At 72.9% G+C, this 17038-nt stretch carries 14 protein-coding genes; 5 read left to right on the top strand and 9 right to left on the bottom strand.

The window, feature by feature from the left end:
* The first annotated feature begins 123 nt into the window (after positions 1 to 123).
* Positions 124 to 1395, top strand: a complete 1272-nt coding sequence (locus PS467_RS03540; RefSeq protein WP_311033930.1) for an FAD-dependent oxidoreductase — start codon at positions 124 to 126, stop codon at positions 1393 to 1395.
* Positions 1396 to 1525: 130 nt separating this feature from the next.
* On the opposite strand, the gene PS467_RS03535 is transcribed toward PS467_RS03540, so the two are convergent.
* Together PS467_RS03535 and PS467_RS03530 are read right to left on the bottom strand one after the other, a co-directional pair.
* Positions 1526 to 3046, bottom strand: a complete 1521-nt coding sequence (locus PS467_RS03535) for an amino acid permease (protein WP_311033929.1) — start codon at positions 3044 to 3046, stop codon at positions 1526 to 1528.
* Between the two features lie 62 nt (positions 3047 to 3108).
* The gene (locus PS467_RS03530) at positions 3109 to 4116 is read right to left on the bottom strand and encodes a hypothetical protein (protein WP_311033928.1); all 1008 of its coding nucleotides are present in this window, start codon (positions 4114 to 4116) and stop codon (positions 3109 to 3111) included.
* A gap of 319 nt (positions 4117 to 4435) precedes the next feature.
* On the opposite strand from PS467_RS03530, the gene PS467_RS03525 reads away from it, so the two are divergent.
* From PS467_RS03525 to PS467_RS03515, 3 genes are read left to right on the top strand one after another with little or no spacing between them, the layout of a single operon-like run.
* Positions 4436 to 5932 (top strand): FGGY family carbohydrate kinase, encoded by a 1497-nt coding sequence (locus PS467_RS03525; protein ID WP_311033927.1) that lies wholly within the window; start codon positions 4436 to 4438, stop codon positions 5930 to 5932.
* A gap of 50 nt (positions 5933 to 5982) precedes the next feature.
* Entirely contained in the window at positions 5983 to 7410 is a 1428-nt protein-coding gene (locus tag PS467_RS03520) for an NAD(P)/FAD-dependent oxidoreductase (RefSeq protein ID WP_311033926.1), read from the top strand.
* Positions 7407 to 8660: an NAD(P)/FAD-dependent oxidoreductase gene (locus PS467_RS03515; RefSeq protein ID WP_311033925.1), complete on the top strand. Its 1254-nt coding sequence runs from the start codon at positions 7407 to 7409 to the stop codon at positions 8658 to 8660. The genes PS467_RS03520 and PS467_RS03515 overlap by 4 nt, the downstream gene beginning before the upstream one ends.
* Before the next feature lie 49 nt (positions 8661 to 8709).
* On the opposite strand, the gene PS467_RS03510 is transcribed toward PS467_RS03515, so the two are convergent.
* Positions 8710 to 9099 carry an RNA-binding S4 domain-containing protein gene (locus PS467_RS03510; RefSeq protein WP_268969944.1) on the bottom strand — a complete coding sequence of 130 codons (390 nt, stop codon included), beginning with the start codon at positions 9097 to 9099 and terminating at the stop codon, positions 8710 to 8712.
* Positions 9100 to 9129: 30 nt separating this feature from the next.
* Between PS467_RS03510 and lpdA the strand changes: the two genes are divergently transcribed.
* Entirely contained in the window at positions 9130 to 10530 is a 1401-nt protein-coding gene (gene lpdA / locus PS467_RS03505) for a dihydrolipoyl dehydrogenase (protein ID WP_311033924.1), read from the top strand.
* Between the two features lie 73 nt (positions 10531 to 10603).
* Here lpdA and PS467_RS03500 read toward each other — a convergent pair whose 3' ends face one another.
* From PS467_RS03500 to PS467_RS03475, 6 genes are all read right to left on the bottom strand, one after another.
* The gene (locus PS467_RS03500) at positions 10604 to 11602 is read right to left on the bottom strand and encodes an MBL fold metallo-hydrolase (RefSeq protein WP_268969942.1); all 999 of its coding nucleotides are present in this window, start codon (positions 11600 to 11602) and stop codon (positions 10604 to 10606) included.
* Positions 11603 to 11718: 116 nt separating this feature from the next.
* Complete coding sequence (locus PS467_RS03495) at positions 11719 to 13221, bottom strand: glutamate synthase subunit beta (RefSeq protein WP_311033923.1); 1503 nt, start codon at positions 13219 to 13221, stop codon at positions 11719 to 11721.
* 274 nt (positions 13222 to 13495) lie between these two features.
* Positions 13496 to 13717, bottom strand: a complete 222-nt coding sequence (locus tag PS467_RS03490; RefSeq protein WP_268969940.1) for a twin-arginine translocase TatA/TatE family subunit — start codon at positions 13715 to 13717, stop codon at positions 13496 to 13498.
* A gap of 141 nt (positions 13718 to 13858) precedes the next feature.
* Positions 13859 to 14884, bottom strand: a complete 1026-nt coding sequence (locus PS467_RS03485; RefSeq protein WP_311033922.1) for an ROK family protein — start codon at positions 14882 to 14884, stop codon at positions 13859 to 13861.
* A complete protein-coding gene (locus tag PS467_RS03480) occupies positions 14881 to 15930 on the bottom strand; it encodes an SIS domain-containing protein (protein ID WP_311033921.1) in 1050 nt (349 codons plus the stop codon). Before PS467_RS03480 ends, PS467_RS03485 begins: the two co-directional genes overlap by 4 nt.
* A gap of 281 nt (positions 15931 to 16211) precedes the next feature.
* The gene (locus tag PS467_RS03475; RefSeq protein ID WP_311033920.1) at positions 16212 to 16997 is read right to left on the bottom strand and encodes a DeoR/GlpR family DNA-binding transcription regulator; all 786 of its coding nucleotides are present in this window, start codon (positions 16995 to 16997) and stop codon (positions 16212 to 16214) included.
* Positions 16998 to 17038: the final 41 nt, after the last annotated feature.

Genomic DNA, 17038 nt, shown 5'->3' with positions numbered 1-17038 from the left:
AGACTCGAACCGATCGCCGTGCGGCGGCCGGACGCCCCGCGGCACCGGTGTGGCGTGGTGCCGCCGGGCCATCCGTCCTGAGAGGGTGCCCATGGCCACGGGGACGTCGAAGGGAGCCATGAGATGGGCCACGAGATGGGCCACGAGAGGGAGCGGACCACCTGCTGTGTGGTGGGCGGCGGGCCCGCCGGGATGGTCCTCGGCCTGCTGCTGGCCCGAGCCGGCGTGGAGGTCACCGTCCTGGAGAAACACGGGGATTTCCTGCGCGACTTCCGCGGCGACACGGTCCACCCCAGCACCCTGAGGCTCCTGGACGACCTGGGCCTCGCCGACCGGTTCGCGGCCCTGCCGCAGCGGCATGTGCACTCGGTCCAGCTGCCCATCGGACGGGACGGCGAGCTGTTCACGGTCGGCGACATCGGTTCCCTGCCGGGGAAGTACAACTACGTCGCGATGGTGCCGCAGTGGGACCTGCTCGATCTGCTGGCGGACGAGGCCGCGCGGGAGCCCTCGTTCCGCCTGCGCATGAACACCGAGGTGACCTCCTTCGTCACCGAGCGCGGACGGGTCACCGGAGTGCGCTACCGCGACCGGGCCGGTGGCTCCACCGGCGAGCTGCGCGCCACCCTCACCGTGGCCTGCGACGGCCGGGGATCGCTCGCCCGCGCCCTGCCCGAGCTGGGGCTGCGGGAGTTCCCCTGCCCGATGGACGTCTGGTGGTTCCGGCTGCCCCGGCGGGAGAGCGACCCCCAGGGGCTGGTGGGCAACGCCGGCGGGCGCTTTCTCACGGCCATGATCGACCGTGGTGACTACTGGCAGTGCGCCGTGCTGATCCCCAAGGGGGCCGACGCCCAGTACCGCGCCGAGGGGCTCGACCGGTTCCTGTCCTCGTTCGCACAGGCCACCCCATGGATGAGGGAGGACGGCCGGGAACCGGGGCCGCGGTCCTGGGACGAGGTGAAGCTGCTGGACGTACGGATGGACCGGCTCCGCCGCTGGCACCGCCCCGGACTGCTGTGCATCGGGGACGCGGCCCACGCGATGTCGCCCGTGTTCGGCATCGGCATCAACCTCGCCGTCGAGGACGCGGTCGCCGCCGCCCGCCATCTGGCCGGGCCGCTGCGCGCGGGCACCGTGGGGCTCGGCGACGTACGCGCCGTCCAGCGCCGCCGGTGGCCGACCGCCGCCGCGACGCAGAAACTCCAGCGGATCGCCCATACGCGGGTCATCGAGCCGTTGCTCCAGGGGCGTTCACCGGTCGCCGGAGGGCAGCCGCTGCGGCTGGCCGAGGTGCTCACCAGGGCGCCGTGGCTGAAGCGGGCACCCGCGTACTTCCTCGCCTACGGGGCGGGCCGGGAGCGACCCCCGGCGGTGTCGGTGCGCCGTTCCCGCTGAGACCTGCCCGGTGTGCGGAGCCGGGTGCGGAAGGCTTTGCCCCATCCGGCTCCGCAACCGGCTCTCCATCGAGCTTCGCATCCGGCTCCGCATCAGGCCCCGCATCCGGCTCCGCACGGGTGAGAACCCCTCAGACGATGCCCTCGGCGATCTCCGCCTGTTCCCGCGCGGTGCCGTACGCGGAGGGCGTGCCGTACGAGCGGCGGGCCACGAACCACCAGATGGTGGCCAGCAGCAGCACCACGGCCAGCGCGATCGAGGCGTAGTTCATCGAGTCGACCGTCACCGGACTGGACTGCGGCAGACAGAACAGCACCGTCACCAGGGCCACCCACACCACCGCGACCCAGCCCACCGGCTTGCTCCAGCGGCCCAGGTGCCACGGGCCCGGCCGGAACCGGTCCCCGGCGCGCAGCCGCAGCAGGATGGGGATGGCGTAGGCGGGGGTGATCCCGATGACGTTGATGGCAGTCACCGCGCCGTAGGCCGTCTCGGAGTACAGGGACGGCAGGGCCAGCACACACGCGACCGCCACCGACAGCCAGACCGCGAGCACCGGCGTCTGGGTAGCGGAACTGACCCGCCGCCACAGCCGTGACCCCGGCAGCGCGCCGTCCCGGCTGAACGCGAACACCATCCGGCTGGCCGCCGCCACTTCGGCGTTCCCGCAGAACAGCTGCGCCACGATGACGATGAGCAGCATCGCGGTGGCACCGCCCGTGCCCAGGGCGTCGATCAGGATCTGCGCCGGCGGTACTCCGGTGGCGCTCGCTTGCGTACCCGCGTAGTCCTGGATGGCGAAGGTCAGTCCCGCCAGCAGCACGAACCCGGCCGCCCAGGACACCCAGATGGCGCGGACGATCCCCCGGGCGGCGGAGACGGAGGCGTTGGAGGTCTCCTCGGACAGATGCGCGGAGGCGTCGTAACCGGAGAAGGTGTACTGGGCGAGCAGCAGTCCGATCGCGCTCACATACAGCGGATTCGACCAGCCGGTGTCATTGACGAATTCGGTGAAGACGAACTCGGGCGACTGGTGGTGGGAGGGCACGATCGCCAGCGCGCCGACGATGATGGCGACGCCCGCCAGATGCCACCACACACTGACCGAGTTGAGCACGCTGACCAGCCGCACCCCGAACAGATTCAGCGCCGCGTGCAGCAGCAGGACGCACGCGAAGATCACCATGGTCGACTCCGGGGTGGGATCGAATCCCCACTGGAGGTTGAGGAGCGCGCCGGTGAACAGGGCGGCGCCGTAGTCGATCCCGGCGATGGCGCCGAGCAGTCCCAGCAGATTGAGCCAGCCGGTGTACCAGCCCCAGGCCCGTCCGCCCAGCCGGTCGGCCATGTAGTACAGCGCTCCCGAGGTGGGATAGGCGCTGGTCACCTCCGCCAGGGCGAGCCCGACGCACAGCACGAACAGCCCCACCCCGGCCCAGCCCCACATCATGACCGCGGGGCCTCCGGTGTTCAGCCCGAAGCCGTACAGCGTCATGCATCCGGAGAGGATGGAGATGACCGAGAAACTGATGGCGAAGTTGCCGAAGCCGCCCATGCGGCGGGCCAGTACGGGCTGGTAGCCGAGCTCACGCAGCCGTTGTTCTTCGTCCCGGTGGGGAGCGGGACCCGAACTCGACCATGCCGTGGACATGGAATGCACCTCCGGAAGGACGGGGAGAGCGGTGATCGGGGAGCGCCGGGGAGGACCCCGGTTCAGCCGTTCGCCCCGGGTCTTGGCCCACGGGCGCCGGCCAGCGAGCGGACCCGGGCGCGCAGAAACATTTCTTCAGCCACGGCGTGGTCGGCCGGGTCATGGGTGCGACAGGCCCAGGGCAGTGGGGTGAAGTACGGCCCCAGCGCCTCGAAGACACGGGCCGCGTCGGTGAAGAGCAGCGCACCCCACAGGGCGTGCGCCAGATGGTTGAGATCCAGCAGCGAACTCGTCGCGACATCCGCGTGGTCGAACCAGCCGCGCAGCGCCCTCCGGGCGTCCCGGATGGCGTCCTCGGTGGCCCAGTGAAGGTCGAGTGCCTTCTCGTAGCCACGCTCCTCGCGGTACCGCTCGACATGGACGTACAGCGGCAGCACCAGCAGAGCGGATCCCTCGGGCGCGCCCGAGACCACCCACTGCACGAAGTTGACCGCCTCCGCCAGGGAACCGCCGGCCCGGCGGGCGTACACGAACTGCAACATCCGGTGGTAGGCCTCGCGGTTGTGCGGATCGCGCCGGTCGGCCTCCGCCAGCAGTCCCCAGGGGCCGGGGAACAGCAGCGGAGCGGGCGGCGGCACCCGGTGTTCCTCCTGCCGCAGCCCCGTGTCCAACTGGGCCAGGGCCAGCAGACACACCCACGGCACGGGATCCGCCGGGGAGCGGTGTGCGGCCAGCTGGCAGGACTGCCACGCCTCCCGCCACAGCTCGCGGGTGCGGGGATGGCCCTCGCGGTGTGCGCGCAGCGCGCGTTCCACCGCGACCCGGGTGTGCATCACCAGCGCCGCGACGCTCCGCGGCTCCTCGGCCCGCCACGCGTCCACCACGTTCGACCCGGCGGCGCCCGCGGCCAGCACCTGGGTGCGCTGGGTCCACAGCGACCAGGTGGGGGTCTCCGCCAGCAGGTCGCGCATCGACACCCAGCGTCCGGCGCGCAGCTCCTGCAACGCGATGCGCAGTCCGCCGTCATACCCCGCGGGGTGGTACACGGGGCGGAACTCTTCCTCGGGCATCGGCTGACTTTCGTACGGAGCCGGACGTACCGGACGCGGGGAAACGACGGGCCTGGGAGATGGTTGCAGGGATCTTATAGTCCCGCCGGGGCCTGTCGGGAAAGGGGGACCACGGGCGGCTGACGGGGGGGGCGGGGCCGTCTTGACGCCCGGCCCGCGGCTGCACCAGGCTTTCCGGCAAGATCTCCCCGCCGACGTCCCCGAGTCCTGAGCGATTCCCGAGTTCTGACCGATCCACACGGCCCGAGCGAAGAACCGAAGAACCAGCGAAGAGCCGAAGAACCAGCGAAGAACACGAGTCCCGAGCGAAGAACCGGACATGCTGCCTGTAGAGCGCCGCCACCGCACCCCGGCCGACCCCGCGACCGGCCCGGTCCTCGCCATCGACCAAGGCACCTCGGGCACCAAGGCGCTGGTGCTCTGCCCCGAACGCGGGGTGATCGGCTCCGCCGAGGTCCCGGTGCGCCCCCGCCATCTGCCCGGCGGACTGGTCGAGGCCGACCCGGCCGCACTGCTGACCTCGGTGCTCCAGGCCGGCCGCCAGGCCCTCGCGGCCGCCGGGGAACCGGTCGTGGCGGTCGGGCTGGCCAACCAGGGCGAGACCGTACTGGCCTGGGACCCCGTCACCGGAGACCCGCTGACCGACGCGCTGGTCTGGCAGGACCGGCGGGCGCACACCGTGTGCGCGCGGCTCGCGCCCCACGCCGAGACACTGCGCGACCTCACCGGACTGCCGCTCGACCCGTACTTCGCGGCCCCCAAGATGGCGTGGATCCGGCGCCATCTGACCGGCCAGGGAGTGGTCACCACCAGCGACGCATGGCTGGTCCACCGGCTCACCGGAGCCTTCGTCACCGACGCCGCCACCGCGGGGCGCACCGGGCTGCTCGACCTCGACCGTGTCGTCTGGTCCCCGAAGGCGCTGGACCTGTACGGACTGACCGCCGAACGGCTGCCCCGGATCGTCGACGCCGCCGAGGTCGTCGGCACCACCACGGCCTTCGGCGGCGACATCCCGCTCACCGGACTGCTCGTCGACCAGCAGGCCGCCCTGCTGGCGCAGCGGGTGACCGAGCCGGGCAGCGCCAAATGCACCTACGGCACCGGCGCCTTCCTCCTCGCCCAGACCGGGCACCGGCCCCGGCGCGGCCCGCACGGCCTGGTCTCCTGCGTGGCCTGGCGGTTCGGCGGACGCACCAGCTACTGCCTGGACGGGCAGGTGTACACCGCGGCCTCCGCGGTGCGCTGGCTCGGCGACCTGGGGGTGATCCAAGGCCCCCAGGACCTCGACCGGGTCGGGCGGACCGTGCCCGACACCGGGGGCGTCACCTTCGTACCGGCACTCGCCGGGCTCGCCGCGCCGTGGTGGCGCGGCGACCTCAAGGGCTCGCTGACCGGGCTCGGCCTCGACACCACCGCCGGTCATCTGGTGCGCGCCCTGTGCGAGGGCATCGCCGCCCAGGTCGTGGAGATCGCCGAGGCGGCAGCCTCCGATCTGGGCGCGCCGTTGACCGTCCTGCGGGTCGACGGCGGGCTGACCCGTTCGGCGCTGCTCATGCAGACCCAGGCCGACCTGCTGCAACGGCCGGTGGAGGTATCGGCGCTGCCGGACGTCACGGCGCTGGGCGTGGGCGCCGCCGCGCGGTTGGGACTCGACCCGGACCTGACGGTCGAGGAGGCGGTTCCGGCGTGGCGGCCCGCCGCCGTCTACGAACCGCGGATCAGCGCGGAGCGGGCCGCCGAGCGCCTGGCCGGCTTCCGCTCGGCGGTGGCCGCGCTGCTGGACCACGCGCCGCCGCCCGCCGCCCACGCCTGAGCACCGGCCCCGCATCCACAGCCACGCGCACCACCGAGCAAGGGACCACAATGACCGTTACGACCACGGGTGACCTCCCTGACGAGGTCTACGACGTGGCCATCGTCGGCGCCGGGGTGGTCGGCACCGCCATCGCCCGCGAACTGGCCCGGTACCGGCTGCGGATCGCCCTCGTCGAGGCGTCCGACGATGTCGGCAACGGCACCTCCAAGGCCAACACCGCGATCCTGCACACCGGGTTCGACGCCACGCCGGGCACCCTGGAGTCCCGGCTGGTGCGCGAGGGCTACCAGCTGCTGACCGCGTACGCCGCCGAGACCGGCATCCCGCTCGAACCGCTCGGCGCGCTGCTCGTCGCCTGGGACGCGGAACAGCTCGCCGCGCTGCCGGCACTCGCCGAGAAGGCCGCGCGCAACGGCTACGACCGGACGAGCATCCTCGACGCGGACGCGGTCCGCGCCCGCGAACCCCATCTGGGGCCGGGCGTCCTCGGCGCGCTCGACGTACCCGGGGAGAGCATCATCTGCCCCTGGACGACGACGCTCGCCTACGCCACCCAGGCGGTGCGCGCGGGCGTCGCCCTCCATCTGAACTGCCCGGCCGGGGCCATCACCACGGATGCGCACCACCACCAGATCGCCACCCCGCGCGGGCTGCTGCGCACCCGTCATCTGGTCAACGCCGCGGGGCTGTACTCGGATGAGATCAACCGCCGGCTCGGCCACCGGGAGTTCACCGTGACCCCGCGCCGCGGGCAGCTCATCGTCTTCGACAAGTTCGCCCGCGGCCTGGTCGACCACATCCTGCTGCCGGTGCCCACCGCGCTCGGCAAGGGCGTACTGGTGGCGCCGACCGTGTACGGCAATGTGATGCTCGGCCCCACCGCCGAGGACCTGGACGACAAGACCGCCACCGGATCGTCGGCCGACGGACTGGCCTCGCTCCGGGAGAAGGGCGCACGGATCATGCCGCGCCTGCTGGAGGAAGAGGTCACCGCGGTCTACGCGGGGCTGCGCGCCGCCACCGAGCACGGCGACTACCAGATCCACGCGGACCCGGACCGGCGGTATGTCGCCGTGGGCGGCATCCGTTCCACCGGCCTCACCGCCTCGATGGCGATCGCCGCGCATGTGGCGGGACTGCTCGCCGACTGCGGGCTGGACCTGGGGCCGGAGCGGGAGATCGAGCCCGTGCGGATGCCCACCATCGGCGAGGCGTTCCCGCGCCCCTACCAGCGAGCCGATCTCATCGCGGCCGACCCCGCCTACGGCACCGTGGTCTGCCACTGCGAACGCGTCACCCGGGGCGAGATCCGCGACGCGCTGACCGCCACCGTGCCACCGGCCTCGCTGGACGGCCTCAGGCGCCGCACCCGGGCCCTGGGCGGACGCTGCCAGGGATTCTTCTGCGGCGCCGCCGTGCGCGCCCAGTTCGAGGAGGCCACCACGGCCGAGGACCGGACGGAGGCCCGGCGATGACCCCCACCGACCGCATCCACCGGACCGTCGACGTGCTGGTCATCGGGGCCGGACCGGCCGGGCTGGCGGTCGCCGCGCGGCTGGCCGCCGCCGGGGTGGAACGGGTCGAGGTCCTGGACCGCGAACAGCGGGCGGGTGGCATCCCCCGCCACTGCCACCACACCGGATTCGGACTGCGCGACCTGCGCCGGATGATGACCGGCCCCGACTACGCCCGTCACCACATCGCCGCCGCCGTCCGCGCCGGGGCGGTGCTGCGCACCGGGGTCACGGCCACCGGCTGGGCGGCCCCGAGGACCGTGGACCTCACCGGGCCGGCCGGCCTGGAGCGGATCACCGCCACGGCTGTCGTCCTGGCCACCGGCGCCCGGGAACGCCCGCGCAGCGCCCGGCTGGTGCCCGGCACCCGGCCGGCGGGCGTCCTCACCACCGGACAGCTGCAGCAGGCCGTCCATCTGCACGGCCAGGACGTGGGGCGCCGCGCCGTCATCGTCGGCGCCGAACCGGTCAGCTACTCCGCGGTGGCCACGTTGCGTCAGGCCGGAGCCGAGGTGGTCGCCATGGTCACCGACCAGCCCCGCCACCAGACCCATCCGGCGCGCCACCTCGGCACCCGGCTGCGCCATGGCTTTCCGCTGGTCACCGACGCCACCGTGACCGAACTGACCGGCTCGGGGCGGCTGGAGAGCCTGCGTCTGCGGCACCGGGACGGCCGAACCGCGGCCGTCGGCTGCGACACCGTGGTGTTCACCGGCGACTGGATCCCCGACCACGAACTGGCCAGAAGCGCCGGGATCGCCCTCGACCCCGGCACCCGCGGCCCGGCGGCCGACGCCGAGTTCCGCACCGGCCAACCCGGCGTCTTCGCCGTCGGCAATCTGCTGCACCCCGTCGAGACCGCCGATATCGCCGCCCTCGACGGCCGGTGCGCCGCCGGGCCCGTGCTGCGCCATCTCGCCGGCCGGCCGTGGGCCCCGGGACCGCTGCCCGTGCGGGTCGAGGCGCCGCTGCTGTGGGTCTGGCCCAACCGGGTCGCCCCGCACGGGCCCCCTCCGCCGCGCGGCCGCCTCATCCTGCGCACCGCCGGATTCCTGACCCGGCCGGTGCTCACCGTCAGCCAGGACGGCCGGACCCTGCACCGCGGACGCCTGCCCCGCACCGTGGCACCCAACCGGCCGTGCCATCTGTCCGCCGACTGGATCGACCGGGCCGACGCACACGGCGGCCCGGTACGGATCACGGCGGGCTGACCGGCCGGGGGCCCTTCCGGCGGAGCCGGGCGGGAGGGACCCGCGGTCGCTAGCCGAGGCCGCCGGGCATACCGCGCAGCCGCTCCATCTCGCGCCGGTCGCGCTTGGTGGGGCGGCCCGCCCCGCGGTCGCGCAGCCCGATCGGCACGGTGTGCTCGCGCGGTGGCGGAGGAGGACTGTTGTCGACGTAGCATTCGGCCGCGACCGGCGCCCCGACCCGCTTGCGCACGATGCGCGAGACGACCACGACCCGGTCGCGCCCCGCATGGCGCAACCGCACCTCGTCACCGGGCCGCACCGCCTGGGCGGGTTTGACGCGCTCGCCGTTGACCCGGACGTGCCCCGCCCGGCAGGCCGAGGCGGCCATGGACCGCGTTTTGGTCAGCCGCACGGACCAGATCCAGCTGTCCACCCGTACGGACCCCTCGTCTGAAGCCATACCCCGACTCTAATGTCTAAGGTGCGACGCATGAGCGCACATTTCGACGTCGTGGTCCTGGGAGCCGGGCCGGGTGGCTATGTCGCCGCCATCCGCGCCGCCCAGCTGGGCCTGACCACGGCCATCGTCGAGGAACGCTACTGGGGCGGCGTCTGCCTGAACGTGGGCTGCATCCCGTCCAAGGCCCTGCTGCGCAACGCCGAGCTGACCCATCTGTTCCTCCATGAGGCCAAGAACTTCGGCATCCGGGTGAACGGCGATGTCACCGTGGACTACCGGCAGGCGTTCGAGCGCAGCCGCAAGGTGGCCGACGGACGGGTCAAGGGCGTCCACTATCTGATGAAGAAGAACAAAATCACCCAATACGAGGGGCGGGGCGCCTTCACCGGCCCGCACGAGCTGCGGGTCACCCGCTCCGACGGCGGCATGGAGACGCTCGGCTTCGACCACTGCGTCATCGCCGCGGGCTCGATCACCAATCTGCTGCCCGGCACCTCGCTCAGCGAGCGGGTGGTGACCTACGAGGAGCAGATCCTCGCCCCCACCCTGCCCGGCAGCGTCCTGATCGCGGGCGCGGGCGCCATCGGTGTGGAGTTCGCGTACATCATGCACAGCTACGGGGTGCAGGTGACGCTGGTGGAGTTCATGGACCGGATCGTGCCCCTGGAGGACGAGGAGGTCTCCGCCGAGCTCACCCGCCGCTTCCGCAGGCTCGGCATCAACATCCTGACCTCCACCCGGGTGGAGGCGATCAACGACGCGGGTCCCGCGGTCAAGGTCATGGTGACCACGGGCGGTCAGCGGCAGACCCTCCAGGCCGCCCGGGTGCTCCAGGCCATCGGGTTCCGGCCGCGGGTGCGCGGATACGGGCTGGAGCACACCGGCGTGGCGCTGACCGAACGCGGCGCCATCGATGTCGACGGCCGGTGCCGCACCAATGTGCCGCACATCTTCGCCATCGGCGACGTCACCGCCAAACTGATGCTGGCGCACGCCGCCGAGGCCATGGGCATCGTCGCGGCGGAGACCATCGCCGGGGCGGAGACCATGGAGCTCGACTATGTGATGATCCCGCGCGCCACCTTCTGCCAGCCGCAGATCGCCAGCTTCGGCTGGACCGAGGCCCAGGCGCGGGAGCGCGGTTTCGACGTCCGGGTGGCGAAGTTCCCGTTCACCGCCAACGGCAAGGCCCAGGGGCTCGGCGACCCCGTCGGCTTCGTGAAGCTCGTCAGCGACGGCCGCCACGGCGAGCTGCTGGGCGGCCATCTCATCGGCCCCGAGGTCACCGAGCTGCTGCCCGAACTCACCCTCGCCCAGCAGTGGGATCTCACCGTGCACGAGGTGGCCCGCAACGTCCATGCCCATCCGACCCTCAGCGAGGCGGTGAAGGAGGCCGTCCACGGCCTCGCCGGACACATGATCAATATGTGAGAGCGGGCGCTCCCGCCGGGCAGGGCGCGGGTACGCGCCGTGGGCGCGCCGCCCCCGCGTCCCGCCGCGGTGCTCAGGCCGAGGCCGGCGGCGCGGCCTCGCGTCGCTCCCATGCCACCTGGGCGAGATCGGCCATGGTGGCCATGAGGTCCGCCGGTTCGTCGCCGCCGTTCAGGTGCCGGTACTCCGAACCCACCGTGATCACCAGTCGCTCGGGCAGGCCCAGTGACGGATGGGCGTTCTCGGCGATGAGTGTACGGGCGGCCTCCAGGGCCGGTACCCCTGCCGCGTGCAACTGCCGGGTGCGGTCCCGGACATGCTCCAGATAGCCGATGTGGCCGCGCACCCCTGCCCGGTCCAGGACCGGGCCATGGCCGGGGACGATCACCTCGGCCCCGGTCGCGAGCACCCGCTCACAGGCGGCGATCACGTTGTCCAGCGGGCCCGCCCAGTGCACCGCGTGGTCACCGGGGTCCTCAGGGCCGGAGGCGAAGATGACATCGCCGGTGAACGCCACCTTCTGCCGTGGCAGATACGCCACCAGATCGCCGGCGGTGTGCGCGGACGGCAGACTGAACACCCGCACCGGCACCTGGCCCACGCGCAGGTCGAGTTCGCCTACGAAGGTGAGCGTCGGCTCGACGACCTCGGTGGCGGCCCAGTCGAACCGCCCGAAGTGCCGCTGGAGATACCAGCCGAGCGGGGTCGCCGGGTCGCTGCCGTGCACCAGGGCGTGCAACTGCTGCGGGGAGGGCTCGTACTCGATATGGCCGAGCGCCTCGCGGGTGGCGACGATCTCGGCGTCCGGCACGACCTCGGCGCCCCACAGGTGGTCGCCGTTGGCATGGGTGACGATCACCCGCTCGATCCGGCCCCCGTCGGGCAGCAGGGCGCGGCTCCGCGCCAGGAAGTCACCGGCCATCCGCCGGTCGTAGGGGGTGTCGATCCAGGCGGCGGCGCCATCGGGGGAGACGATCAGACCGCAGTTGGCCAGACCCCATCCGGCACTCGGGGTCGGGGACCAGACGTGCACACCGTCGGCCACGGTGAGAAGGGGCGATTGCGAACTCATGGACGCACACTATTCCCGCGCGGCGCGCCCGCGGCAGGCGGCCTGCCGTCCTGGTACCGGTCCCGGCCCCCGGATGTCGCGCCGTCACACCGTCACACCGGCATGCTGCCGTACCGTCAGGCGGTCATGGGGAGGTCGGCCGGTCCGACCGGTGCCGGGAGCGTGGTGGAGCCCCCGAGATAGCGGTCCACGGCGGCCGCGGCGGAGCGGCCCTCGGCGATCGCCCAGACGATCAGCGACTGGCCGCGGCCCGCGTCGCCCGCCACGAACACCCCGTCCACGCTGGTGGCGAAGGAGGCGTCACGTGCGATGGTGCCGCGCTCGTCGAGCTCCAGGCCGAGCTGGTCGAACAGTCCGCTGTCCCGCTCCGGGCCACGGAAGCCGAGGGCCAGCAGCACCAGATCCGCCCGGAGAACCCGCTCCGTGTCCGGTCCGGGCCGCCCGTCGGCAGGGGACCCGATCAGGCGCAGCGCCCGCACACCGCCCCCCGGCCGCTCCCCGTCCGGTGCCGTCCCCTCGAAGCGGACGGTGGTCGCGGAGAAGACCCGGGCGTCCACATCCGCCTCCGGGGAGGCCGCCAGCTCCCGCGCCTCCTCATGGGCGGCGGACATCCGGTAGATCTTGGGATAGGTGGGCCAGGGCTCGCTCTCTGGCCGTTCGTCGCCGGGCCGGGAGTGGATGTCCAGCTGGGTCACGGAGGCGGCGCCCTGCCGCAGTACGGTGCCCAGACAGTCCGCCCCGGTGTCCCCGCCGCCGACGATGACCACGTGCTTGCCCTCGGCGGTGATCGGTGGCCGGGCGTAGTCACCCTCCCGCACCCGGTTGGCCATCGGCAGATACTCCATCGCCTGATGGATCCCGGCCAACTCCCGCCCAGGGACGGGCAGTTCGCGCCAGGCTCGCGCCCCCACCGCGATCACCACCGCGTCGTGGCGCGCCCTGAGCTCGGCGGCGTCCACGTCGGTGCCGACGTCCACGCCGGTGCGGAACCTGGTGCCCTCCGCGCGCATCTGCTCCAGCCGCCGGTCCAGGTGGCGCTTCTCCATCTTGAACTCGGGGATGCCGTAGCGGAGCAGTCCGCCCACCCGGTCGTCCCGCTCGTACACCGCCACGGTGTGGCCCGCGCGGGTGAGCTGCTGGGCCGCGGCCAGACCCGCGGGTCCCGAGCCGATGACGGCGACGGTGCGGCCGGTCAGCCGCTCCGGTGGCCTGGGGGTCACATATCCGCATCGCCACGCCCGGTCGGCGATGGCCACCTCGACGTTCTTGATGGTGACCGCCGGCTGGTTGATGGCCAGCACACACGCGCTCTCGCAGGGGGCCGGGCACAGCCGGCCGGTGAACTCGGGGAAGTTGTTGGTCGCGTGCAGCCGCTCGCTCGCGCGCAGCCAGTCGTCCCGGGAGACCAGGTCGTTCCACTCCGGGATGAGGTTCCCCAGCGGACAGCCGTCGTGGCAGAACGGGATGCCGCAGTCCATGCAGCGGTTCGCCTGGGCGTTGATGATCGGCAGCAGTCCGCCGGGCGCGTGGACCTCGTTCCAGTCCCGCACCCGCTCGTCCACCGGACGGAGTGGCGGAAGACGACGGGGTGTGGTGAGGAAACCCTTGGGGTCGGCCATGACCACCTCCCATTACCCGTGTCATGGTCTGGCCGCTTTCACCCCACTGTACGACCGCGGGGCCGCCGGTCCGGGGGAACGGCAACGACGGTAGGGCCGTCACCATCCGCCAGTTGCTCAACCACACCTCGGGGGTCCACCACCCCACCACCGAGGTCTCGTTCTTCACCCCCTGCGGAACTCGAGGGGGAGGCGCCCATACCACTCGGCGAGGGGCTGCTGAAGGCGCGGACGGTGGCCCTGCGCGACGGAGCCCGGCACCCGGGCCGCGCGTTCAGGAGCGGGGCGGCTCGTCCCGGTTGATCACGGTGCCGGAGACGACCTGTCCCGGACCGGCCGGTGCGGACGGGGCGTCCTGCTCCTTGAGCGCCTTGGTCTCGCTCTTGAAGATCCGGGTCGCCTGGCCCGCGGAACGCACCAGCTCGGGCAGTTTCTTGATGCCGAGGACCACGACGACGACGATGAGGATCACGGCGAGTTCGCTCAAGCCGAACATCAGGTCTGCTCTCTTCCGGCGCTGAGGGCCGATACGGCGTACCGGCCACCCGGCGGCAATCTACAGGGCTGTAGAAGTCTCGCCCGAAAGGCGCTCCCGGATCAAGTGCGCCTCCGGGCGCGGGTCCCGGTCGGGGGCGGGTCACCCGCCCGCGGGCGGGACGCGGTGGGTGAGGATGGCCGCGCCGACCGCGCCGGCGTTGTCACCGAGCCGGGCGGGGCGGATGTCGGTGGGCACGTCGTATTCGGGGGAGCGGCGCAGCGCCCGGCGCATGCCTTCTGCGAACAGCGGCAGGCAGGTGGCCGCGCTGCCGCCCAGAACCGTCACCCGGGGCTGGTACAGGGCGTGCAGAGCCGCCAGGCCGCGTCCGAGGAGCGTGCCGTACGCGGTGAACACCTCGCGTATCGCGGGATCGGTGCGGGCTGCCCGCACGCCCTGCTCCAGGGTCCGGCGGCCCGGGGGGTCGTCGCCGAGCCGGGTGGCCAGCATGCGCTGGAGGGCGCTGCGCGAGGCGGCCTGCTCCCAGCAGCCGGTCAGGCCGCAGTAGCAGCGGGCCGGGTCGTCGGTGACCGGCAGGTGGCCGCCCTCGGGGTGGCTGCCGTCCAGCCCGCGCACCGGATGTCCGTCCACGAGCATGGCCGTGCCGATGCCGGTGCCGAGGGTGACCATGAGCATCCGGTCGCAGCCCTGGCCCGCACCGGCGGCGTGCTCGCCCAGGGCCGCGGTGACGGCGTCGTTGTCGATGACGACGGGGACCGACAGACGCTCGCCGAGGGCTTCGGTGAGGGGGAACCCGGAGAACCACGGCAGGGTGTCGTGGTTGTGCACGACACCCGCGGTCACGTCCACGGGACCGCTCGCCCCGATGCCCACGGCGGCCGGGCGGACGCCGGTCGGCAGCAGCCCCGAGATGACGCGGGCCAGCCGGTCGACGCGCTCGGGCACCTCTCCGGTACCGAGGTCGGCGGAGAGGGCGTCGGCCGCCGCCAGCACCGTGCCGTCCTGCCAGGCCACGAGCCGGGCCCCGGTGCCGCCGAGGTCCACGCCGACGGCGGGGGCGGCCGATGCGGTGGCCGATGGATGGTGTGCCGGTGTGGTCCGCGGCCCTGGCCGGTCCGCGCCGGTGCGCGCGCGGTCCGCGGCGTCTCCCGCCGCTCGCCCGGTCACAGCGTGTCCGTGATCTTGCGACCGAACCGGAACTCCCCCGGTACGTTCCCGGCAGTCTGCGCGAGCGCCACCGTGAGGAGCTGGACCTGCGCGATACCGATCGCCAGCCGGCCGAACGTGCCGCGGTCGGCGGGGGTGGCCAGAAGCTCGCTGCCCGGGTAGGCGCGCGGTCCGACAGTGATCACGGTGGAGCCGGTCCCGGAGAGGTCATGGGCGAGCGCGGGCAGCACGGGGTCCTGTGCGTCGCCGGGGCCGAACAGCACGGCGGTCAGTCCGGGGCCGGCCAGTTCCAGCGGACCGTGCCGGAAGGCGCCGCCGACGTATCCCTCCGCGGCCACCCGGCTCGCCTCCTTGGTGATGAGGGCGCCGGTGAGCGCGGTGGCCGCGTCGTCACCGGTTCCGACCAGGGCGAACCTGGGGTGGGTGGCGGACAGTGCCCGCTTGGCGACGTCGGCGATCGCGGGCGGGTCGGCGAGCAGGCGGCGCAGCGCCCCCGCGCACTGGCGCAGGTCCTCCGTGACGGCCAGGTCGTCCGCACCGCGCAGCGCGGCCAGGACCCTGCGATGGGCGGCCAGGGTGTTGAGGTAGCTCTTGGTGCTGACGGTGGCCTCCGGGCCGCTGTGCAGCAGTACCAGGATGTCCGCCGCTGCCGCCAGTGGGCTGGTGGGGTCGTCCGTGGTGGCCACCAGGGTGCGGGGCCGGGTGGCGGGGGTGAGGGCCTCCAGCAGGGCGACGATTTCGCCGCTGCGTCCGGACTGCGAGGTGGCCCACAGCAGCGTGCCGGGCGTGATGCGCTGCGGAGTGTCGAGCAGCTGTCCGGAGTCGATCCGCCACACCGGCAGACCGGCGGCGGCCAGGGCGCGCTCGACCGGTACGAAGGAGTGGAGCGACGAGCCCATGCCGGTCAGCACGATGCGGTCGTACTGTCCGAGGTCCAGCCCGGCCAGGGTGGCGGGCAGCTCGGAATCCGCGTGTCTGAGCAGGGCATCGGGCTGCGCGGCGATGTCCGCGAGATAGCCGTCGGACGAGCGGGCCGGGTCGGTCATCGGGGAATCCTTCCGGGAACGGGTGTGAGGGCCGCCGTGCGGCGGGCGGAGTGGGGCGCTTCGACAGCGGACGGCCCAGGGAGCGTACGTCCCGGCCGACGCGGGTCCGGGTCTGCGGCGCATACGTGGCCATCCGGACTGCACCAGACCATCACGCACGCAACCGTGCAGTCAATACGCGAAAGCGTGCAGGCTTTGTCGCACGCAACAGGTCCGGAGGCACTCGGCCTCCGGACCGATGGGCAGGCGTGCCCGGAGCGGCGCGGTACGGGGCCGCGGAGCTACCGGTGTGTGTCCGCGGGCGCGGGTACGCACCGCAGCGCGGGACCGTACGCGGTCCGCTCGGACGGTGGCAGCCGGTCGTCGGTGATGAGTGCGTGGACGCTCTCCAGGCCGCACACCGGCGCGAGTGACCGGCGGCCGAGCTTGGAGCTGTCCGCTACGACCACCACCCGCTCCGCCGCCTCGATCATCGCCTGTTTGACGGCGATCTCGACGACGTTGACGTTGGTGACACCGGCTTGCGGATGCACCGCCTCCGCGCCCAGGAAGGCCCAGTCGGCGTGCAGTCCGCGCAGCGAGGCCACGGCGCCCGGACCCACCAGCGTGTAGACCGTGTCCAGCAGCACGCCGCCGGTCATGTGGAGTTGGTGGGTGGCGTGCTCGGACATGCACAGCGCGACCATCAGGTCGTTGGTGATGACGGTGAGGCGGTGCCGCCGCCGCAGCGCCTGGGCCACCTGGTACATCGTCGAACCGTTGTCGATGATGACCGACTGGCCGTCCTCGACGAGTTCGGCGGCCGCCTGGCCCAGCACGTGTTTGGCCTCCGCGTGCTGGACGCGGCGCACGTCGTAGGGGGTGTCGACGGCCTCGGCCGGGTCGGCCGGCAGCACGCCGCCGCGGGTGCGCCGCACCAGTCCGGCCCGTTCGAGCTGGGCCAGGTCGCGGCGGATGGTCGAGCCGTCCACGCAGAAGGTGCGGGCCAGCTCGCCCGCCCCGGCGTACCCCAGGGCACGCACGTTCTCCAATATGGCCCGGCGTCGATCGGCCGAGGACTCGGACACGACTCACCCCTCCTGCGCGGCGTCGTTCGGCAGGACAACAC

This window comes from Streptomyces luomodiensis, assembly GCF_031679605.1.
Taxonomy (GTDB): domain Bacteria; phylum Actinomycetota; class Actinomycetes; order Streptomycetales; family Streptomycetaceae; genus Streptomyces; species Streptomyces luomodiensis.
The sequence above is the reverse complement of the archived record's forward strand: the minus strand, read 5'-3'. Positions and strand labels throughout refer to the sequence as shown.